Source organism: Streptomyces sp. BBFR51, assembly GCF_044591655.1.
Classification (GTDB): domain Bacteria; phylum Actinomycetota; class Actinomycetes; order Streptomycetales; family Streptomycetaceae; genus Streptomyces.
The window spans coordinates 4,593,336-4,612,572 of record NZ_CP172448.1 but is presented as its reverse complement, the minus strand read 5'-3'; the positions used below and the strand labels follow the sequence as shown (position 1 = coordinate 4,612,572).

Annotated in this window: 18 protein-coding genes; 9 read left to right on the top strand and 9 right to left on the bottom strand. The window is 71.0% G+C overall.

Features of this window, described 5'->3' with window-relative positions:
• The first annotated feature begins 198 nt into the window (after positions 1-198).
• From acs to ACGH7X_RS21095, 5 genes are all read left to right on the top strand, one after another.
• Positions 199-2,154 carry an acetate--CoA ligase gene (gene acs, locus ACGH7X_RS21115; RefSeq protein WP_399886958.1) on the top strand — a complete coding sequence of 652 codons (1,956 nt, stop codon included), beginning with the start codon at positions 199-201 and terminating at the stop codon, positions 2,152-2,154.
• A 177-nt stretch (positions 2,155-2,331) separates the two neighbouring features.
• Positions 2,332-3,756: a Na+/H+ antiporter NhaA gene (nhaA, locus tag ACGH7X_RS21110; RefSeq protein ID WP_399886957.1), complete on the top strand. Its 1,425-nt coding sequence runs from the start codon at positions 2,332-2,334 to the stop codon at positions 3,754-3,756.
• Positions 3,757-3,885: 129 nt separating this feature from the next.
• Positions 3,886-4,374, top strand: a complete 489-nt coding sequence (locus ACGH7X_RS21105) for a phage holin family protein (protein ID WP_399897205.1) — start codon at positions 3,886-3,888, stop codon at positions 4,372-4,374.
• Positions 4,371-5,345 (top strand): alpha/beta fold hydrolase, encoded by a 975-nt coding sequence (locus ACGH7X_RS21100; RefSeq protein WP_399886956.1) that lies wholly within the window; start codon positions 4,371-4,373, stop codon positions 5,343-5,345. The genes ACGH7X_RS21105 and ACGH7X_RS21100 overlap by 4 nt, the downstream gene beginning before the upstream one ends.
• A gap of 138 nt (positions 5,346-5,483) precedes the next feature.
• Entirely contained in the window at positions 5,484-5,669 is a 186-nt protein-coding gene (locus ACGH7X_RS21095; protein WP_078582024.1) for a hypothetical protein, read from the top strand.
• 40 nt (positions 5,670-5,709) lie between these two features.
• Here the strand turns inward: ACGH7X_RS21095 and ACGH7X_RS21090 are convergent, their stop codons facing one another.
• The 3 genes from ACGH7X_RS21090 to nth are packed head-to-tail and all read right to left on the bottom strand — an operon-like array spanning position 5,710 to position 8,770.
• Positions 5,710-6,909: a MarP family serine protease gene (locus ACGH7X_RS21090; RefSeq protein ID WP_399886955.1), complete on the bottom strand. Its 1,200-nt coding sequence runs from the start codon at positions 6,907-6,909 to the stop codon at positions 5,710-5,712.
• 45 nt (positions 6,910-6,954) lie between these two features.
• Positions 6,955-7,746: an NUDIX hydrolase gene (locus ACGH7X_RS21085; RefSeq protein WP_399886954.1), complete on the bottom strand. Its 792-nt coding sequence runs from the start codon at positions 7,744-7,746 to the stop codon at positions 6,955-6,957.
• Between the two features lie 52 nt (positions 7,747-7,798).
• The gene (gene nth, locus ACGH7X_RS21080) at positions 7,799-8,770 is read right to left on the bottom strand and encodes an endonuclease III (RefSeq protein ID WP_399897202.1); all 972 of its coding nucleotides are present in this window, start codon (positions 8,768-8,770) and stop codon (positions 7,799-7,801) included.
• Between the two features lie 348 nt (positions 8,771-9,118).
• Between nth and ACGH7X_RS21075 the strand changes: the two genes are divergently transcribed.
• On the top strand, positions 9,119-9,793 hold the full coding sequence (locus tag ACGH7X_RS21075; RefSeq protein ID WP_064729047.1) for a Crp/Fnr family transcriptional regulator: 675 nt from the start codon (positions 9,119-9,121) through the stop codon (positions 9,791-9,793).
• Positions 9,794-9,895: 102 nt separating this feature from the next.
• On the opposite strand, the gene ACGH7X_RS21070 is transcribed toward ACGH7X_RS21075, so the two are convergent.
• From ACGH7X_RS21070 to ACGH7X_RS21050, 5 genes are all read right to left on the bottom strand, one after another.
• A complete protein-coding gene (locus ACGH7X_RS21070) occupies positions 9,896-10,726 on the bottom strand; it encodes an MBL fold metallo-hydrolase (protein WP_399886953.1) in 831 nt (276 codons plus the stop codon).
• On the bottom strand, positions 10,723-11,676 hold the full coding sequence (locus ACGH7X_RS21065; RefSeq protein WP_399886952.1) for an NUDIX hydrolase: 954 nt from the start codon (positions 11,674-11,676) through the stop codon (positions 10,723-10,725). The genes ACGH7X_RS21070 and ACGH7X_RS21065 overlap by 4 nt, the downstream gene beginning before the upstream one ends.
• Positions 11,677-11,735: 59 nt before the next feature.
• Positions 11,736-12,797: an alpha/beta fold hydrolase gene (locus ACGH7X_RS21060; RefSeq protein ID WP_399886951.1), complete on the bottom strand. Its 1,062-nt coding sequence runs from the start codon at positions 12,795-12,797 to the stop codon at positions 11,736-11,738.
• A gap of 171 nt (positions 12,798-12,968) precedes the next feature.
• Entirely contained in the window at positions 12,969-13,436 is a 468-nt protein-coding gene (locus ACGH7X_RS21055) for a RidA family protein (protein ID WP_399886950.1), read from the bottom strand.
• Positions 13,433-13,594 carry a DUF4177 domain-containing protein gene (locus tag ACGH7X_RS21050; protein ID WP_010986011.1) on the bottom strand — a complete coding sequence of 54 codons (162 nt, stop codon included), beginning with the start codon at positions 13,592-13,594 and terminating at the stop codon, positions 13,433-13,435. The genes ACGH7X_RS21055 and ACGH7X_RS21050 overlap by 4 nt, the downstream gene beginning before the upstream one ends.
• A gap of 106 nt (positions 13,595-13,700) precedes the next feature.
• Here ACGH7X_RS21050 and ACGH7X_RS21045 point away from each other — a divergent pair, with 106 nt between their 5' ends.
• Together ACGH7X_RS21045 and ACGH7X_RS21040 are read left to right on the top strand one after the other, a co-directional pair.
• Positions 13,701-14,678 carry an ArsA-related P-loop ATPase gene (locus tag ACGH7X_RS21045; protein ID WP_399886949.1) on the top strand — a complete coding sequence of 326 codons (978 nt, stop codon included), beginning with the start codon at positions 13,701-13,703 and terminating at the stop codon, positions 14,676-14,678.
• Entirely contained in the window at positions 14,675-16,057 is a 1,383-nt protein-coding gene (locus ACGH7X_RS21040; protein ID WP_399886948.1) for an ArsA family ATPase, read from the top strand. Before ACGH7X_RS21045 ends, ACGH7X_RS21040 begins: the two co-directional genes overlap by 4 nt.
• A gap of 63 nt (positions 16,058-16,120) precedes the next feature.
• Here ACGH7X_RS21040 and wblA read toward each other — a convergent pair whose 3' ends face one another.
• Positions 16,121-16,486: a transcriptional regulator WblA gene (gene wblA / locus ACGH7X_RS21035; RefSeq protein ID WP_399886947.1), complete on the bottom strand. Its 366-nt coding sequence runs from the start codon at positions 16,484-16,486 to the stop codon at positions 16,121-16,123.
• 460 nt (positions 16,487-16,946) lie between these two features.
• Between wblA and ACGH7X_RS21030 the strand changes: the two genes are divergently transcribed.
• Positions 16,947-19,226: a transglycosylase domain-containing protein gene (locus ACGH7X_RS21030; protein ID WP_399886946.1), complete on the top strand. Its 2,280-nt coding sequence runs from the start codon at positions 16,947-16,949 to the stop codon at positions 19,224-19,226.
• The last annotated feature ends 11 nt before the right edge of the window (positions 19,227-19,237 follow it).

Genomic DNA, 19,237 nt, shown 5'->3' with positions numbered 1-19,237 from the left:
GAACCCCGCGCCTTCGGCATCCGTGGGTACGGATGACCACGGAGCACGAAGGACACGCAGGGCCCTCATGGACGCACCAGGACACGCGGCCGCCACACAGGTCTAAACCAGTTGCCCGTCGACCCTTGTCATCGGCCCCCCGGGTCTGATGAGCTGTGGCCTGGGACACAACGGACAACCCTGAGAAAGGGAGATGTCGTGAGCAACGAATCCTTGGCCAACCTGCTCAAGGAAGAACGCAGGTTCGCGCCCCCCGCCGACCTGGCCGCGAACGCCAACGTCAGGGCAGAGGCGTACGAACAGGCCAAGGCTGACAGGCTCGGCTTCTGGGCCGAGCAGGCCCGCCGTCTGACCTGGGCGAAGGAGCCGACGGAGACGCTCGACTGGTCGAACCCGCCGTTCGCCAAGTGGTTCAAGGACGGCACCCTGAACGTCGCCTACAACTGCGTGGACCGGCACGTGGAGGCCGGCAACGGCGACCGTGTCGCCATCCACTTCGAGGGCGAGTCCGGCGACAGTCGCGCCATCACCTACGCGCAGCTCAAGGACGAGGTCTCCAAGGCCGCCAACGCCCTGCTGGAGCTGGGCGTGCGGAAGGGCGACCGGGTCGCCATCTACATGCCGATGATCCCCGAGACCGCGGTCGCGATGCTGGCCTGCGCCCGCATCGGCGCCGCGCACTCGGTCGTCTTCGGCGGCTTCTCCTCGGACGCCCTCGCCACCCGCATCCAGGACGCCGACGCCCGCGTCGTCATCACCGCCGACGGCGGATACCGGCGCGGCAAGCCGTCCGCGCTCAAGCCGGCCGTCGACGAGGCCGCCGAGCGCGCCGGGATCGTCGAGCACGTGCTCGTCGTCCGCCGCACCGGCCAGGAGGTCGCCTGGGACGACTCCCGGGACAAGTGGTGGCACGAGACCGTCGAGAGGCAGTCCGCCGAGCACACGCCCGAGGCGTTCGACGCCGAGCACCCGCTGTTCATCCTGTACACGTCCGGCACGACGGGTAAGCCCAAGGGCATCCTGCACACCTCCGGCGGCTACCTCACGCAGACGGCGTACACGCACTGGGCGGTCTTCGACCTCAAGCCCGAGACCGACGTCTTCTGGTGCACCGCCGACGTCGGCTGGGTCACCGGGCACTCGTACATCGTCTACGGCCCGCTCGCCAACGGCGCGACGCAGGTCATGTACGAGGGCACCCCGGACACCCCGCACCAGGGCCGGTTCTGGGAGATCGTCCAGAAGTACAAGGTCTCCATCCTCTACACGGCGCCCACCGCGATCCGGACGTTCATGAAGTGGGGCGACGACATCCCCGCGAAGTTCGACCTGTCGTCCCTGCGCGTCCTCGGCTCGGTCGGCGAGCCGATCAACCCCGAGGCGTGGATCTGGTACCGCAAGAACATCGGCGCGGACAGCACCCCCGTCGTCGACACCTGGTGGCAGACCGAGACCGGCGCGATGATGATCACACCGCTACCGGGTGTCACCGAGGCCAAGCCGGGCTCCGCCCAGCGCGCGCTGCCCGGCATCTCCGCAACCGTCGTCGACGACGAGGCCAACGAGGTGCCGAACGGCGGGGGCGGCTACCTGGTCCTCACCGAGCCGTGGCCGTCGATGCTGCGCACCATCTGGGGCGACGACCAGCGGTTCATCGACACGTACTGGTCCCGCTTCGAGGGCAAGTACTTCGCCGGCGACGGCGCCAAGAAGGACGACGACGGCGACATCTGGCTGCTGGGCCGGGTCGACGACGTGATGCTCGTCTCCGGCCACAACATCTCGACCACCGAGGTCGAGTCGGCGCTGGTCTCCCACCCGTCGGTCGCCGAGGCGGCCGTGGTCGGCGCGGCGGACGAGACCACCGGGCAGGCCATCGTGGCCTTCGTGATCCTGCGCGGCACGGCGGCGGAGAGCGAGGGCCTCGTCGCCGACCTGCGCAACCACGTCGGCACCACCCTCGGCCCGATCGCCAAGCCCAAGCGGATCCTGCCGGTGGCGGAGCTGCCGAAGACCCGCTCCGGCAAGATCATGCGGCGCCTGCTGCGCGACGTGGCGGAGAACCGGCAGCTCGGGGACGTGACGACCCTGACCGACTCGACGGTCATGGACCTCATCCAGACGAAGCTCCCGGCGGCACCGAGCGAGGACTGAGGCACGTGGACCGAGGGCACCCGGCGTCGCACACGCGCCGGGTGCCCTCGCCATGTGCGGAGCCCGCGGCCCGGGTAGGCTGGGGAGGACGTAAGAGACTCATCAAGATCCTCATGGTGCGCCGGGAAGTCTGGTCGGCATGTGTTCCGTGCTGCCCACCCACCGGAGGTTCTCCTCGTGACCGCGCCCCGCACCCCCCGCAAAGCCTTCGGACGGCTGTCCCTCCCGGAGCGCAACTACGTCGCGGAGGCGCTGCGCACCGAAACCGTCGGCGGTGTCCTGCTGCTCGTCGCCGCGATCGCCGCCCTGGTCTGGACGAACATACCGGCGCTGCACGACAGCTACGAGAGCGTCAGCGACTTCCACTTCGGCCCCGGTGCCCTCGGTCTGAACCTCTCGGTCGCGCACTGGGCCGCCGACGGGCTCCTCGCGGTCTTCTTCTTCGTCGCCGGTATCGAGCTCAAACGCGAACTCGTCGCCGGTGACCTGAAGGACCCGAAGGCGGCCGCCCTCCCGGTGGTGGCGGCGCTGTGCGGCATGGTCGTACCGGCGGTCGTCTACACCGTCACCAACACGGCCGGCGGCGGCTCCCTGTCCGGCTGGGCCGTGCCGACCGCCACCGACATCGCCTTCGCACTCGCCGTACTCGCCGTCATCGGCACGTCGCTGCCGAGCGCGCTGCGCGCCTTCCTGCTGACGCTCGCCGTCGTCGACGACCTGTTCGCGATCCTGATCATCGCGGTCTTCTTCACGGACGGCCTCAACTTCGCCGCGCTCGGCGGCGCGGTCGTCGGCCTCGTCGTCTTCTGGCTGCTGCTTCGGGGCGGCGTACGCGGCTGGTACGTGTACGTCCCGCTCGGCCTGGTGATCTGGGGCCTGATGTACAACAGCGGCGTCCACGCCACCATCGCCGGCGTCGCGATGGGCCTGATGCTGCGCTGCCACACGCGCGAAGGCGAGGACCACTCCCCGGGCGAGCGCGTCGAGCACCTCGTCCGCCCGCTGTCGGCGGGCCTGGCCGTTCCGCTGTTCGCGCTGTTCAGCGCCGGTGTGGCCATCTCCGGCGGGGCGCTGGCCGACGTGTTCACCAAGCCGGAGACCCTCGGTGTCGTGCTCGGGCTCGTCGTCGGCAAGACGCTGGGCATCTTCGGCGGCACCTGGCTGACCTCGCGCTTCACCAGGGCCTCGCTCAGCGACGACCTGCAATGGGCCGACGTGTTCGCGGTGGCGACCCTGGCCGGCATCGGGTTCACCGTCTCGCTGCTCATCGGCGAGTTGGCCTTCGAGGGCGACGCGACGATGACGGACCAGGTCAAGGCCGCCGTCCTGACCGGCTCGCTCATCGCGGCGGCCCTGGCGACGGTGCTGCTGAAGATACGGAACGCCAAGTACCGGGGGATGGTCGCGGAGGAGGAGCGCGACGACGACCTCAGCGGCGTCCCCGACGTCTACGAGCAGGACGACCCCGCGTACCACCTGCGCGTGGCCGCCGTCTACGAGCGCAAGGCGGCCGAGCACCGCCGGATCGCCGAGGAGATGGAGTCGGCGCGGCTTGCCGAAGTGGCGGGCGGGGCAGGCGATGAGGGCGACGGTCCGGCATGATCTGACGAGACGGTACAAAAGACGGGACCGTACGCAGTCGAACCCAACCCGGGCCGGACCGAACACGACCGGCCCGGGGCGACGCCACGGAACCGTACGCAGATGAGCCAGCAGAAGAGGGAGACCGCGATGAGCGCACCCGACGGCAGCCCGGTCGGCACCGAACACAGCATCGGCCGGCTGTTCGCCTCGGCGACCACCGAAATGTCGGCGCTCGTGCACGACGAGATCGCGCTGGCGAAGGCGCAGCTGAAGAAGGACGTCAAGCGCGGGGTGACGAGCGGCGGCTTGTTGTCGGTCGCGGGCCTGGTCCTGCTCTTCTCGCTGCCGATGCTGAGCTTCGCGCTGGCCTACGGCATCCGGACCTGGAGCGACTGGAACCTCGCGCTCTGCTTCCTGCTGTCCTTCCTGGCGAATCTCATCGTCGCCGGCCTCCTTGGCCTGATCGGCTTCGTCTTCGCGAAGAAGGCCAAGAAGGGCCGCGGCCCGCAGAAGGTCGCCGCCTCGGTGAAGGAGTCGGCGGGCGTGCTCCAGAACGCCAAGCCGCACCCGCGTCCGGAACTGCCCGCGGACCGGTCCCCCGAAGCGATCGAGGCTGTGGCACGCTCGTCCTCATGACGGGCTCCACCACCCCTTCGGGGCAAACCCCCTCGCCGCAGCACCCCAACCCCAACTCGGTCGTACGCCTCGGTGTCCCGGGCGGGCCCGAGGTGACCCACCGGGACGTCGCGGCCAACGGCGCCCGCTTCCACATCGCCGAGCTGGGGGACGGGCCGCTGGTGCTGCTGCTGCACGGCTTCCCGCAGTTCTGGTGGACCTGGCGGCACCAGCTGGTGGCGCTCGCCGACGCCGGTTTCCGCGCGGTCGCCATGGACCTGCGCGGCGTCGGCGGCAGCGACCGCACCCCGCGCGGCTACGACCCCGCCGGCCTCGCCCTGGACATCACCGGCGTGGTCCGCTCCCTCGGCGAGCCGGACGCCGCGCTGGTCGGCCACGACCTCGGCGGCTACCTGGCCTGGACGGCCGCCGCGATGCGCCCCAAGCTCGTACGGCGGCTCGCGGTCTCCTCGATGCCGCACCCCCGGCGCTGGCGCTCGGCCATGCTCGGGGACGTCCGCCAGAGCCGGGCGGGCTCCTACATCTGGGGCTTCCAGCGCCCCTGGATCCCGGAGCGTCAACTGACCGCGGACGACGGCGCGCTGGTCGGCCGGCTGCTCCACGACTGGTCGGGGCCCCGGCTGCTGGACGACGAGGCGGTGACGGCGTACCGCCGCGCCATGTGCATCCCCTCCACCGCGCACTGCTCGGTCGAGCCGTACCGCTGGATGGTGCGCTCCCTGGCCCGCCCGGACGGCATCCAGTTCTACCGCCGCATGAAGCGGCCGGTGCGCGTGCCGACGCTGCATCTGCACGGCTCGCTGGACCCCGTGATGCGGACGCGGAGCGCGGCCGGGTCCGGACAGTACGTCGAAGCGCCGTACCGCTGGCGGCTGTTCGACGGACTCGGACACTTCCCGCACGAAGAGGACCCGGTCGCTTTCTCGACCGAACTGATCAACTGGCTGAAGGATCCCGAACCCGATCGGTGACTCATCGGTGACCGAACGGACGCGCCCGGTATCCGAACCGGAATGGTTGTCCTATGAACGGCCACTTGCCCGGCGCATAGGCCAATTGGGGGCCCTGGGAACGGTTATCGACCTTGGGGCGGGGGCACACGTCCGGGTATGGGCTGGACGCACGACTACAGTGACGTAGCACGCGACGGCCGCTCCACGAGCGGCGTGAGCAGCACCCACCGACGAGGCGGCACCCCGCAACTTGCGGGTGCGGACCTACGGGTGGGCATTCCGCGCATCCTGCGCCGCCGGGCCCGCTGGGTCTCCGTACGCCTGCGCCATCCACGCACCTGAGCGCACCGGAGCCGGCCGGCCGCCTCCGGACCTTCTGGATCTAGAGCGCGCAGCTGTCGCTGTCCACCTGCTGGTCGGCGGTGCGGCCCTTGCTGATGTCGTCGCGGATCTCGTCCGCGGTGAGCGCGTAACCGGTGTCGGGGTCGTCCAGGGACTTGGCGAAGACCACGCCGTACACCTCGCCCTGGGGCGTCAGCAGCGGGCCGCCGGAGTTCCCCTGACGGACGGTCGCGTACAGCGAGTAGACGTCCCGGCGGACGGTGTCGCGGTGGTAGATGTCCGGTCCGCTGGCCGTGATGCGCCCGCGTACCCGCGCGGCACGGACGTCGTACGCTCCGTTCTCCGGGAAGCCGGCGACGATCGCGCCGTCGTCGCGGCCCGCGTCCTCGTCCGTGAACCGCAGCGCGGGCGCGTCCAGTTCCGGCACGTCCAGTACGGCGATGTCGCGCCGCCAGTCGTAGAGGACGACCGTCGCGTCGTACTTCCGGCCCTCGCCGCCTATCTGCACCGTGGGCTCGTCGACGCCGCCCACGACGTGGGCGTTGGTCATGACGCGGCGGTCGTCGAAGACGAAGCCGGTGCCCTCGAGGACCTTGCCGCAGTCGGGGGCGGTGCCCATGACCTTGACGATGGAACGCTTGGCGGTGGTGGCGACCGGGCTGCCCGCCAGCGCCGGGTCGGGCGCCTGGACCGGGGGGATCGACTCGTTGGAGAACGGGCTGAAGACCTGCGGGAAGCCGTTCTCCGCGAGGACCGAGGTGAAGTTCTGGAACCAGTTGTTGGCCTGCTCGGGCAGCACCTCCTGCACTCCCGCGAGCACGGTGGAGCGCCGCACCTCCTTGCCGACCGTCGGCATGGTGGTCTGCGCGAGGGCGGAGCCAAGCAGCCAGGCGACCAGAAGCATGGCGACGACGTTGACCAGGGCGCCGCCGGTGGCGTCCAGCGCGCGGGCCGGGGACCACGTGATGTACCGGCGCAGCTTGTTGCCCAGATGGGTCGTCAGGGCCTGGCCGACGGAGGCGCACACGATGACGATGACGACCGCGACGACGGCGGCGGTCGTGCTCACCTCCGCGTTGTCCGTCAGCGCGTCCCAGACAACCGGCAGCAGGTATACGGCGACGAGCCCGCCGCCGAGGAAGCCGATCACCGACAGGATGCCGACGACGAAGCCCTGGCGGTAACCGACGATCGCGAACCAGACGGCGGCCAGCAGCAACAGGATGTCCAGCACGTTCACTGATTCAGGCCTCGCCTTGTCGTCTGCGGTACGCAGGCCACCCTGTCATGCGCGCCAGTCCAGCGGGACCTGCTTCTCCCGGTCCCAGGGCCGCTCCCAGCCCGCGAAGTGCAGCAACCGGTCGATGATGCCGGCGGTGAAGCCCCACACGAGCGCCGATTCGACCAGGAATGCCGGGCCCCGGTGACCGCTGGGATGGACGGTGGTCACCCTGTTGGCCGGGTCCGTGAGATCCGCCACGGGGACCGTGAAGACCCGCGCGGTCTCATTGGGATCGACGACGCCGACCGGGGTGGGCTCGCGCCACCAGGCCAGCACCGGGGTGACGACGAAGCCGCTCACCGGGATGTAGAGCTTGGGCAGGACCCCGAAGAGCTGTACGCCGGCCGGGTCGAGGCCGGTCTCCTCCTCGGCCTCGCGCAGGGCGGCCCGCAGCGGCCCGTCACCGAGAGCATCACCGTCCTCGGGGTCGAGGGCGCCGCCCGGGAAGGCGGGCTGGCCCGGGTGCGAGCGCAGGGAGCCGGCCCGCTCCATGAGCAGCAGCTCGGGGCCGCGGCCGCCCTTGCCGCCCTCACCCGCTTGTTCGACGCCCCCCTGCTCGGCAGCGCTCTTGCCGTTGCGGCCGCTGTCGCTGTCGCCGTCGCCGTCGCCGTCGCCGAAGAGGATCAGGACGGCGGACTGACGGCCGGCTCCGTCCGCCGGCGGCAGGAAGCGGCTCAGCTGTGTGGGACGCACCGTCTCGACGGCCCGCACCACCGGGTCCAGCCAGCCGGGCAGACCCTCCTTGCTGAGAATCGCGCCCCGGGTGTGGCCCTGCGTGTCGCTCGCCCGTGTCATCTCCACCCCCGTCCTGCCGATTCCAACGCCCGACGCCCCCGAGATCGTTCCGTCACCCGGCCCCCAGCGGCGGCGCCGGCTTCCCGCCGGCGTCCAGGTAGGCCTGCGGGGGCTTCAGACGCTGGCCCGGGAGGCCGCCCTTCTCGTACTTCAGCAGCTTCTTCGCCTTCTCCGGGTCCGTCTCGCCCTCGCCGTACGCCGGGCAGAGCGGGGCGACGGGGCAGGCGCCGCAGGCCGGTTTGCGGGCGTGGCAGATGCGGCGGCCGTGCCAGATCACGTGATGGGAGAGGTCGGTCCAGTCGCTCTTCGGGAAGAGCGCGCCGACGGCGGCCTCGATCTTGTCCGGGTCGGTCTCCTCGGTCCACTGCCACCGGCGCACCAGGCGCTGGAAGTGCGTGTCCACGGTGATGCCGGGACGCCCGAACGCGTTGCCGAGCACGACGAAGGCGGTCTTGCGGCCGACGCCGGGCAGCTTGACGAGGTCTTCGAGGCGGCCGGGGACCTCGCCGCCGAAGTCTTCCGCGAGGGCCTTGGACAGCCCTATGACCGACTTGGTCTTCGCCCGGAAGAAGCCGGTCGGGCGCAGGATCTCCTCGACCTCCTCCGGATTGGCGGCGGCCAGGTCCTCGGGGGTGGGGTACTTGGCGAACAGCGCGGGCGTCGTCTGATTGACCCGCAGGTCGGTGGTCTGGGCGGACAGCACCGTCGCCACAACCAGCTGGAACGGGTTCTCGAAGTCCAGCTCCGGGTGGGCGTACGGGTAGACCTCGGCGAGTTCGCGGTTGATACGGCGGGCGCGGCGGACCAGTGCGGTGCGCGACTCGCCGCGCGGCGGCTTCGCGGCGACGGTCTTCGCCGGTGCGACTCCCTTGACGGCGGCGGTGGCCTTCTTGGGGGCGATGGCGGGCTTCTTCGCGGGCGCCTGCCTCTTCACAGGCGCGGCCTTCTTGGCGGAGGCCGCCTTCTTCGCGGACTCCGGGCTCTTGGCGGTGGTCTTCTTCACGGCATCCTTCTCCGCAGTCACCCTGTTGGCAGGCACTGCCCTCTTTGTCGCTTTCGCCGTTTTCCTACCGCCATCGGGGCCCTGTTCGCCCACAGCGGAATCGCGACGTACACTCACCCGCGCAGCCCCCTCGGCCTGTGCTCTCACCGGCGATTTGGACACTCGGCCAGCCTACGACCCGGCACCGACATCCGCCCCGGACCCCGAAGATCGGCGCCCAATTGGACCCCTGCCGCATACCCCCGGACATCAGTGCGGCATCCTTGTGACAGATCACACTGTTTGGACTGTCCGGCAAAATGGGCACCACGGACCCCTGGTACACCGGGGGAACAAGATCCTCTGAGCCGGTCGACAAGGAGAGAACTCGTGGACGACGTTCTGCGGCGCAACCCGCTCTTCGCGGCGCTCGACGACGAGCAATCCGCGGAGCTCCGCGCCTCCATGAGTGAGGTGACCCTCGCCCGCGGCGACACCCTGTTCCACGAGGGGGACCCCGGAGACCGCCTCTACGTGGTCACGGAAGGCAAGGTCAAGCTTCACCGCACGTCCCCCGACGGGCGCGAGAACATGCTCGCCGTCGTCGGCCCCAGCGAGCTGATCGGTGAGCTGTCGCTCTTCGACCCGGGCCCGCGCACGGCGACCGGCACGGCGCTGACCGAGGTCAAGCTGCTCGCCCTCGGCCACGGCGACCTCCAGCCCTGGCTGAACGTCCGCCCCGAGGTGGCCACCGCGCTGCTGCGCGCCGTCGCCCGCCGACTGCGCAAGACCAACGACGCCATGTCCGACCTGGTCTTCTCGGACGTCCCCGGCCGGGTCGCCCGCGCCCTGCTGGACCTCTCCCGCCGCTTCGGCGTGCAGTCGGAGGAGGGCATCCACGTGGTGCACGACCTGACGCAGGAGGAGCTGGCCCAGCTGGTCGGCGCGTCCCGCGAGACGGTCAACAAGGCGCTCGCGGACTTCGCCGGGCGCGGCTGGCTCCGGCTCGAGGCCCGCGCGGTGATCCTGCTGGACGTGGAGCGGCTCGCCAAGCGCTCCCGCTGACGCCGACGCCGACGCCGGCACCTCGGCGGGCGCCGGGCCGCTCAAGCAGCCCGTGCCTGCCTGGACCAGCCCGTGCCCGCCTGGATGTCAGCCCGTGCCCGCCTAGATGAGCCCGTGCTCGCCCAGGTACTCCAGCTGCGCCCGCACCGACAGCTCCGCCGCCGGCCACAGGGAGCGGTCGACGTCCGCGTACACGTGGGCGACGACCTCGTCCGGCGTCCGGTGGCCGTCCTCCACCGCCGTCTCGACCTGGGCGAGGCGGTGGGCACGGTGGGCGAGGTAGTACTCCACGACGCCCTGGGCGTCCTCCAGGACGGGACCGTGGCCGGGAAGCACCGTGTGCACCCCGTCGTCGGCCGTGAGCGACCTGAGCCTGCGCAGCGAGTCCAGGTAGTCGCCGAGACGGCCGTCGGGGTGGGCCACCACCGTCGTACCGCGGCCCAGGATCGTGTCGCCCGTCAGGACCGCCCGGTCGGCCGGGAGATGGAAGCACAGGGAGTCGGCCGTGTGCCCCGGCGTCGGTACGACCCTCAGCTCCAGGCCGCCGACCCCGATGACGTCACCCGCGGCCAGCCCCTCGTCGCCCAGCCGCAGCGCCGGGTCCAGTGCCCGTACGTTCGTGCGCGTCAGCTCGGCGAAGCGCGCGGCGCCCTCGGCGTGGTCCGGGTGACCGTGCGTCAGCAGGGTCAGCGCGACGCGTCTGCCCGCCCGCTCGGCGGTGTCGACGACGTGCCGCAGGTGGATGTCGTCCAGCGGGCCCGGGTCGACCACGACGGCCAGGTCGGAGTCGGGTTCGGCGAGGATCCAGGTGTTCGTGCCGTCCAGGGTCATCGCCGAGGCGTTGGGCGCCAGGACGTTCACCGCGCGCGCGGTGGCCGGGCCCGACAGGACACCGCCCCGCGGCTGCCCGGGCAGTGCTGCTGCGTCCGTCATGCGGGGGCTCCCCCGGTCGGGTCGGAAGGTGTCGCCGGCGCCGGCGCGGTACTCGGGACGTGCTTGGTGAACTCGTCGTGTCCCGGCCAGGACAGGACGACCTCGTCGCCGGACAGCCGGGCCCGGGCCAGCACGGGCGTCATGTCGCGGCCGGAAGCCGACGCCAGCGCCTCGGCGGCCGTGCCGCAGGCCGCGAGACCGCGCAGGGCCGCGACGGTCGGCGGCATCATCAGCAGCTCGCCCCTGTCGTAGCCGGCCGCCGCGTCCGACGGCGTGATCCACACCGTGCGGTCGGCCTCCGTGGAGGCGTTGCGGGTGCGCTGTCCCTCGGGGAGGGCGGCCACGAAGAACCAGGTGTCGTAGCGCCGGGACTCGAACTCCGGGGTGATCCAGCGCGCCCACGCGCCCAGCAGGTCGGAGCGCAGGACGAGGCCCCTGCGGTCCAGGAACTCCGCGAAGGACAGCTCGCGGTCGACCAGGGCGGCGCGGTCGGCCTCCCAGTCCGCGCCCGTGGTGTCGCCGACCACCGAGTCCGCGGTCGGCCCGGCGAGCAGGACGCCCGCCTCCTCGTACGTCTCCCGTACGGCCGCGCAGACGATCGCCTGGGCGCCCGCCTCGTCGACGCCCAGCCGGTCCGCCCACCACGCGCGCGTGGGGCCGGCCCAGCCGATGGCGCGGTCGTCGTCGCGCGGGTCGACCCCGCCGCCCGGATAGGCGTACGCGCCACCGGCGAACGCCATGGAGGTGCGGCGGCGCAGCATGTGGACGGCGGGGCCGGTGCTCGCGGCGGTGTCCGTGCCCGGGCCGGTGTCCTTCAGGAGCATGACGGTGGCCGCGCGCTTCGGGGCGACCGGCGTGAGGGTGCCGTCCGCCAGCGCGCGGATGCGGTCCGGCCACTCCGGCGGATACCACTGACCGTTTGCCCGACCACTCGCCCGATCGTTCCCCATGGCCGGAGGCTATCCGGTGACGGGCGGATGTTCGAGTGGCCCCCGGGGCCGGGCGGGCGTCAGGAGGGCAGGCCGGTCAGCCACTCGGTGAGCAGCCGGTTCGTCTCCTCGGGGCGCTCCTGCTGGAGCCAGTGGCCGCAGCCGTCCAGGAGGTGCGAGGCGCTCAGGCCGGGCAGGGTGGCCGGATACGCCTCGATCGCGTCGGACAGCCAGGTGGTGGAGGCGTCCTGGGCGCCGCCGAGGAACAGGGAGGGCTGGGTGACGGGGGCGCCCTCGTGTGCGGCCAGGTCGGCCCAGTCGCGGTCCATGTTGCGGTACCGGTTGAGGGCGCCGGTCAGGCCGGTGCGCTCGAACTCCCCGGCGTAGACGTCCAGCTCCTCCTCGGTCAGCCAGGAGGGCAGCCGCCCGCCGGCCGGGAAGCGCTCGCGCAGCGTGCCTCCGGGGGCGACGAAGTGCGGGTCGGGTGCCTGGGCGGCGGGCATGGTGTCGGCGGACAGCGCGGCGTAGAACCCGGCGAGCCAGCCCCGTACGTCGGGCTCGATCTCCGCCTCGGCGCGGCCGGGCTCCTGGAAGTAGGAGACGTAGAACTCCTGCCCGCCGAAGGGCCCGGCGGGGTCGCTCATGCCGGCGAAGACGTCGCTGGGCCGCGGGCCGCCCGGCGGGGTGTACGGCACGCTCAGCAGGCCGACCGCGCGGAACACGTCGGGCCGCAGCAGCGCGGAGTGTGCGGCGATGTTCGCGCCCCAGTCGTGCCCGACGATCACGGCGGAGTGCTCGCCCAGGGCCTCGACCACGGCGACGTTGTCCGCCACCAGGTCGAGCATCCGGTACGCCTCGACGGCGTCCGGCCGCGAGGAGCGCCCGTAGCCGCGCACGTCGATCGCGGCGGCGCGGAACCCGGCGGCGGCCAGCGCGGGCAGCTGGCGGCGCCAGGAGTACCAGGACTCGGGGAAACCGTGCACGAGCAGGACCAGCGGTCCGCTGCCCTGCTCCACCAGGTGGATCCGGCCGGCGGGCGAGGGCACCAGACGGTGGACGGGCTGGTCGCGCACCGGGTGCTGGACGTGCACCGGGTTCTGGTCGCGCTCCGGGTGCTGGTCGGTCACGGGCTGCTGCGGCATGGCTCCTCCTGGCGCGTACGGTCGGTCGGCGCCCGAACGGACCGGGACCGGCGGCCACGACCGCCTCCCGGCCCCTGTGAGGCACCGCACTCGATCCTGCGGGGCCGGAGCGGCGGGGGCGAGCCTTGTTGCCGGGCTGGCAACGCCTCCCCCGCCTCGACGCCGACGTCGCTACGGCTGGACGAGCTCCACCTGGACCTCGACCTCCACCGGCGCGTCCAGCGGGAGTACCGCCACGCCGACCGCGCTGCGGGCGTGCACGCCCTTGTCGCCCAGGACCTCGCCGAGGAGTTCGCTGGCGCCGTTGATCACACCGGGCTGGCCGGTGAAGTCGGTGGCGGACGCGACGAAGCCCACGACCTTGACGACACGCGCGACGCGGTCGAGGTCACCGGCGACGGACTTCACGGCGGCCAGGGCGTTCAGCGCGCAGGTGCGGGCCAGTTCCTTGGCCTCGTCGGCCGTGACCTCGGCGCCCACCTTGCCGGTGACCGGAAGCTTGCCGTCCAGCATCGGCAGCTGGCCGGAGGTGTAGACGTACGGGCCGGACTGCACGGCCGGCTGGTACGCGGCCAGCGGCGGGACGACCTCGGGCAGCGTCAGACCCAGCTCGGCCAGCTTCGCCTCGACGGCGCTCATGCCTGCCTCTCCCGCTTCAGGTAGGCGACGAGCTGCTCGGGGTTGTTCGGCCCGGGAACGACCTGGACGAGCTCCCAGCCGTCCTCGCCCCAGGTGTCCAGAATCTGCTTCGTGGCATGGACGAGCAGCGGCACGGTTGCGTATTCCCACTTGGTCATGCGGCCGACTCTAGCCGTTGTCACAGGCGCCTTCGCGGGCCGACCACGGCGCCGTTGTCCACAGCCCCGGGCGTACTCCGCGCGCGGACTGGTTACGCTCGAATACGTGAGCAGGCTCCAGGTCGTCAGCGGCAAGGGCGGTACCGGCAAGACCACGGTGGCCGCGGCCCTCGCGCTGGCCCTGGCCACCGAGGGGAAGCGCGCGCTTCTCGTCGAGGTCGAGGGTCGCCAGGGCATCGCGCAGCTCTTCGAAACGGAGGCGCTGCCTTATGAGGAGCGGAAGATCGCCGTCGCTCCCGGGGGCGGGGAGGTGTACGCCCTCGCCATCGACGCCGAACTGGCCCTTCTGGACTACCTCCAGATGTTCTACAAGCTGGGCAGCGCCGGCCGGGCCCTGAAGAAGCTCGGCGCGATCGACTTCGCGACCACCGTCGCGCCCGGGGTCAGAGACGTCCTGCTGACCGGCAAGGCGTGCGAGGCGGTGCGACGCAAGGACCGGCAGGGGCGCTTCGCGTACGACTACGTCGTCATGGACGCCCCGCCCACCGGCCGCATCACGCGCTTCCTCAACGTCAACGACGAGGTGGCCGGGCTCGCGAAGGTCGGCCCCATACACAATCAGGCGCAGGCCGTGATGCGGGTGCTGAAGTCGCGGGAGACCGCCGTGCACCTGGTGACGCTGCTGGAGGAGATGCCGGTCCAGGAGACCGCGGACGGCATCGCCGAGCTGCGGGCGGCGCAGCTCCCGGTGGGCCGCGTCGTCGTCAACATGGTCCGGCCCCAGGTCCTGGACGCCACCGACCTGGAGCGCGTACGGGACACCCCGCGTACGGCGCTCGCCCGGTCGCTGTCCGGGGCGGGACTGGGCGGGGCGCGGCGGGGCGGGCACGCCGAGCGGCTGGTGGACCCGCTCCTCGCCCAGGCCGGGGAGTACGCCGAGCGGTACACGCTGGAGCAGGAGCAGCGGGCGGCCCTGGGCGAGCTGGGCCTGCCGATGAACGAACTCCCGCTGCTCACGGAGGGCATGGACCTGGCGGGCCTGTACGAACTGGCCCACGAGCTGCGGAAGCAGGGGATCGCATGAGTCCGGACGACCCGGCCCGTCACCAGGAGGGCGCGCGGCGCCTGACCCCCGCGCGCGTGCTCGACGTCGACCGCCTGCTGGAGGACCCGGAGAACCGCATCGTGGTGTGCTGCGGTTCGGGCGGGGTCGGCAAGACGACCACCGCGGCGGCCCTGGGCCTGCGCGCGGCGGAGCGCGGTCGCAAGGTGGTCGTGCTCACCATCGACCCGGCCAGGCGGCTCGCGCAGTCCATGGGCATCGACTCGCTCGACAACACCCCGCGCCGGGTGAAGGGCGTCGACGACTCGGCGGGCGGTGAGCTGCACGCCATGATGCTCGACATGAAGCGGACCTTCGACGAAATCGTCGAGTCCCACGCGGATCCCGAACGGGCGGCGGCGATCCTGGGCAACCCCTTCTACCAGTCCCTCTCGGCGGGCTTCGCGGGCACGCAGGAGTACATGGCGATGGAGAAGCTGGGGCAGCTGCGGGCGAAGGACGAGTGGGACCTCATCGTCGTCGACACGCCGCCGTCCCGTTCGGCGCTGGACTTCCTGGACGCCCCCAAGCGCCTGGGTTCCTTCCTGGACGGCAAGCTGATCCGGGTCCTGCTGGCACCGGCGAAGGTCGGCGGCCGGGCCGGCATGAAGTTCCTGAACGTCGGGATGTCTATGATGACCGGCGTCCTGGGGAAGGTGCTGGGCGGGCAGTTCCTCAAGGACGTGCAGACCTTCGTGGCCGCGATGGACTCGATGTTCGGCGGCTTCCGTACGCGCGCGGACGCGACGTACAAGCTGCTCCAGGCACCGGGGACGGCGTTCCTGGTGGTCGCGGCCCCGGAGCGGGACGCGCTGCGCGAGGCCGCGTACTTCGTCCAGCGGCTGGCGGCCGAGGACATGCCGCTCGCCGGCCTGGTGCTCAACCGGGTCCACGGCAGCGGCGCCGACCGGCTGTCGGCCGAGCGGGCGCTCGCCGCCGCGGAAAATCTTGAGGATCCCCGCATTGTGGATCAGGACGGCGGGAAAGCTGGAGTTCGTAACTCCCCCGACACGTACGGCAGTTCAGAGCCCTCCGATTCCGCTCCCGACTCCGAGGTCTCCGACACACCGGGCTCCGCACCTGGCGGCGAAGCCGACGACACACCGAGCGCCGCGCCGGGCGGGACTCCGGAGCGGTCCGTCGACGGGCTCACCGCGGGCCTGCTGAGGCTGCACGCGGACCGGATGCAGCTGCTCGCTCGTGAGCAGCGCACACGTGACCGCTTCACCGCGCGTCATCCCGAGGTCGCGGTCACCGAAGTGGCCGCGCTGCCCGGCGACGTGCACGACCTCGCGGGGCTGCGGGACATCGGCATCCGTCTCGCGACGGGCCGGCCCGAGCTGCCCGAGACGGGCGTGTGATCCCGACCGGAGAGCGTGGCTCCGGCCGGGGTGTGCGAGGAGTCTCCGGAAGGCCCGGCCGGCTCAGCTCACGGCGCTCACAGCGCTCACAGCGCTCACGGCCATGTAGTTCTCGTACACCTCGTCGTCGTCGAGAGGCACGATGCCGACCCCTCGTTCGTACTCCGTCCGCGCCGTCTCCAGCAGTCGGCGCCAGGACGTCACGGTGGGCCGCCGGCGCAGTAGTGCGCGGCGTTCCCGCTCCGTCATGCCTCCCCACACGCCGAACTCGACGCGGTTGTCGAGCGCGTCGGCCAGACACTCGGTGCGTACCGGACATCCGGTGCACACCGCCTTGGCCCTGTTCTGCGCTGCTCCCTGAACGAACAGTTCGTCCGGATCGGTAGTGCGGCAGGCGGCCTGCGCACTCCAGTCGGTTACCCAGCCCATACCGGCGCCGTCCTCTCCCGAATCGAGGCTCCCCCACGGCGGCAGCGGCATATTCACCGCCGCCAGTTGAGGACGTTACGGAAGGTGGGCACAGCGCAACACCCCCGTCGGGCCCAATCTTGAATGGCCCGAACGGACTATGGGTAAGCGGCAGATCACCCGGGGGAGTGAGCTGGCGACATGCGTGATGATCCCGGCATTCAGGTCATCTCCGTTGCGCCACAACGGACACCGATTGACACACGAGGCGGATTCGGACACGTACCCCACACGCCGTGGCACGCGCCGGTACACACCAACGCGCCCCCCAGCGGGGCCCCTCGGAAAAAAATCGAGCGAGTCCGGAACGATTCGGGGTCGCCGGACGTATTGATACGTGGCCGCACTGCTGTGACAGTTGAGTGCAGCTTAGGCCAAGGCATATACGCGTGTCCGGCGAATGAGAACGTAGGCTGCCTCCATGCCAAAGAAGCGCTCGGGCGGTGGTCTGTCGCCAACGCAGCAGGCCGCCAAGTTCCTCGGTGTCAGTGTCCTCGCGGGAGCGGTGCTGGCCGGCATCGCGTTGCCCGCAGTGGGCGCGCTGGGGCTGGCGGCCAAGGGGTCGGTGGAGAGTTTCGACGCCCTCCCGACCAACCTGAAGACTCCCCCGCTGAGCCAGCGCACCGCCATCCTCGACGCCGAGGGCGGCACCATCGCCACGGTGTACTCGCGCGACCGCACGGTGGTCGACCTCAAGGACATGTCGCCGTACATGCAGAAGGCGATCGTCGCGATCGAGGACTCGCGCTTCTACGAGCACGGCGCGGTCGACCTGAAGGGTGTCCTGCGCGCGCTCAACAAGAACGCGCGCAGCGGCGGCGTCTCCGAGGGCGCGTCCACCCTCACCCAGCAGTACGTCAAGAACGTCTTCGTGGAGGAGGCGGGCGACGACCCGACGAAGGTCGCCCAGGCCACCCAGCAGACCATCGGCCGCAAGATCCAGGAGCTGAAGCTCGCGATCCAGGTCGAGGAGGAGCTGGGCAAGAAGAAGATCCTCGAGAACTACCTGAACATCACCTTCTTCGGCCAGCAGGCCTACGGCGTCGAGGCGGCCGCCCAGCGCTACTTCTCCAAGCACGCCAAGGACCTCAACATCCAGGAGTCCGCCCTCCTGGCCGGCATCGTCCAGTCGCCCAGCCGGTACGACCCGGTCAACGACGAGGCGGAGGCCACCAAGCGGCGCAATGTCGTCCTGACGCGCATGGCCCAGGTCGGCGACATCTCCACGGCGGAGGCCGCCAAGGCGAAGAAGGCGCCGCTCGGGCTGAAGGTCAGCAAGCCCAAGAACGGCTGCATCACCGCCGTGAACAGCGCGAGCTTCTTCTGCGACTACGTGCGCGAGGTGTTCCTGAGCGATCCGGTCTTCGGCAAGAACCGCAAGGACCGGGCCAAGATCTGGAACCAGGGCGGCCTGACCATCCGCACGACGCTCGCCCCGCAGGCCCAGGAGTCGGTGAACGACTCCTTGAAGGACCACGTCTACAAGGCGGACTCGGTGGCCGCGGCGATCACGATGGTCGAGCCGGGCACCGGCAAGATCGTCGCCATGGGCCAGTCGAAGCCGTACGGCTACGGCAAGAACGAGACGGAGTACAACTACTCGGTCGACGCGGCCTACGGCGGCTCGAACTACGGCTTCCCGACGGGTTCGACCTTCAAGCCCTTCCTGGCGGCCGCGGCGCTGGAGGAGAACGTCCCGGCGACGAAGGAGTACGCGTCGCCGTACGACATGGACTACCCGAGCCCCATCCAGACCTGTGACAAGCCCTGGATCAACGACTCGGGCTACCGCGTCGAGAACGAGAACGAGTCGGAGGTCGGCCCGTACCGGCTGAAGGAGGCGATGGCCAAGTCGGTCAACACCTACTTCGTGCAGATGCTCGCCGACATCGGACTGTGCCCGGTCTCCAACATGGCGGACAAGCTCCACGTCCACCAGGGCAACGGCGACAAGCTGCCGCAGAACCCCTCCGCCCTCGCCCTCGGCTCGGTCGGTATGTCCCCGCTGACGATGGCGAGCGCCTACGCGACCTTCGCCTCGCGCGGCATGTACTGCACGCCGGTCGCGATCGAGTCGATCACCCAGAAGGTCGGCAACAAGCAGAAGTCGCTCGAGGTCCCGAAGTCGACCTGCTCACGGGCCATGACCGAGAAGACCGCGGACAGCGTGAACACCCTGCTGCAGGGCGTGGTCGACTCCGGTACGGGCGCGGCGGCCGGCCTGACCGACCGCGACAACGCCGGTAAGACGGGTACGACCGACGAGCGCAAGAACGCCTGGTTCGTCGGCTACACGCCGAACATGTCGGGCGCCGTCTGGGTCGGCAGCGCCACCCAGAAGGTCGAGATGAAGAACATCACGATCGGCGGCGTCTACCACCCGCTCGTCTTCGGTGGCGCGGTCCCGGGCCCGATCTGGAAGGACGCCATGACCGGCGCCCTGTCGGGCAAGGAGTCCCCCTCGTTCAACCTCGTCGACATCCCGGACGGCGACAAGGACAAGGACAAGAACAAAGACAAGAACAAGGACAAGGACAAGGGCCGCGGCGAGGACAAGCCCGACGACGGGAACAACGGCGACGACGGCGGCTTCATCGGCGGCCTGGGCGACGGCGGGACCGGCGACGGCGGGTCGGACGACGGCGGCTTCCCCGGCAACCTGTTCCAGGGCCGGAACAACGGCCCCGGCGGCCGGGACTGACGCGTCATAAC

Bases quoted from the DNA above. Each gene is read 5' to 3' on its own strand.
- ACGH7X_RS21105 (WP_399897205.1), top strand. From the start codon at position 3,886: ATGAGCGCACCCGACGGCAGCCCGGTCGGCACCGAACACAGCATCGGC.
- ACGH7X_RS21100 (WP_399886956.1), top strand. From the start codon at position 4,371: ATGACGGGCTCCACCACCCCTTCGGGGCAAACCCCCTCGCCGCAGCAC.
- ACGH7X_RS21095 (WP_078582024.1), top strand. From the start codon at position 5,484: ATGGGCTGGACGCACGACTACAGTGACGTAGCACGCGACGGCCGCTCC.
- ACGH7X_RS21085 (WP_399886954.1), bottom strand. From the start codon at position 7,746: ATGACACGGGCGAGCGACACGCAGGGCCACACCCGGGGCGCGATTCTC.
- ACGH7X_RS21070 (WP_399886953.1), bottom strand. From the start codon at position 10,726: ATGACGGACGCAGCAGCACTGCCCGGGCAGCCGCGGGGCGGTGTCCTG.
- ACGH7X_RS21065 (WP_399886952.1), bottom strand. From the start codon at position 11,676: ATGGGGAACGATCGGGCGAGTGGTCGGGCAAACGGTCAGTGGTATCCG.
- ACGH7X_RS21060 (WP_399886951.1), bottom strand. From the start codon at position 12,797: ATGCCGCAGCAGCCCGTGACCGACCAGCACCCGGAGCGCGACCAGAAC.
- ACGH7X_RS21055 (WP_399886950.1), bottom strand. From the start codon at position 13,436: ATGAGCGCCGTCGAGGCGAAGCTGGCCGAGCTGGGTCTGACGCTGCCC.
- ACGH7X_RS21050 (WP_010986011.1), bottom strand. From the start codon at position 13,594: ATGACCAAGTGGGAATACGCAACCGTGCCGCTGCTCGTCCATGCCACG.
- ACGH7X_RS21040 (WP_399886948.1), top strand. From the start codon at position 14,675: ATGAGTCCGGACGACCCGGCCCGTCACCAGGAGGGCGCGCGGCGCCTG.
- wblA (WP_399886947.1), bottom strand. From the start codon at position 16,486: ATGGGCTGGGTAACCGACTGGAGTGCGCAGGCCGCCTGCCGCACTACC.
- ACGH7X_RS21030 (WP_399886946.1), top strand. From the start codon at position 16,947: ATGCCAAAGAAGCGCTCGGGCGGTGGTCTGTCGCCAACGCAGCAGGCC.